At 54.9% G+C, this 246-nt stretch carries 1 protein-coding gene; it reads left to right on the forward strand.

Annotated features, from left to right (window positions below):
• Nucleotides 1-25: 25 nt before the first annotated feature.
• A partial coding sequence (locus R0K30_RS23045) for a hypothetical protein (RefSeq protein WP_410613304.1) occupies nucleotides 26-246 on the forward strand: 221 nt, incomplete at its 3' end.

The raw sequence follows: 246 nt of genomic DNA on the forward strand, positions 1-246 counted from the left end.
CTGTGAAGTGTGTGGCGGCATCGGAGTGGTGGATCGGACGGTCGTGGCGGAAGTGGTCTTGACGAGTCAGAAACTTCTCAATATTTACCGCTCGCCAGACGGAGGCTCAAGCGCAGCTCGAACGTACTGGGTGAAAGAGATGGGCGGCATCACGAAGAGTCAGCATCTCATCCACAAAATCAATGAGGGCGCCGTGGACCCTTACCTCGGTGAAGAGGCTGTTTGCGGTCTGGATGAAGATTTACT

It is taken from the genome of Bacillus sp. SIMBA_154 (genome assembly GCF_046536015.1).
Lineage (GTDB): Bacteria > Bacillota > Bacilli > Bacillales > Bacillaceae > Bacillus > Bacillus pumilus_P.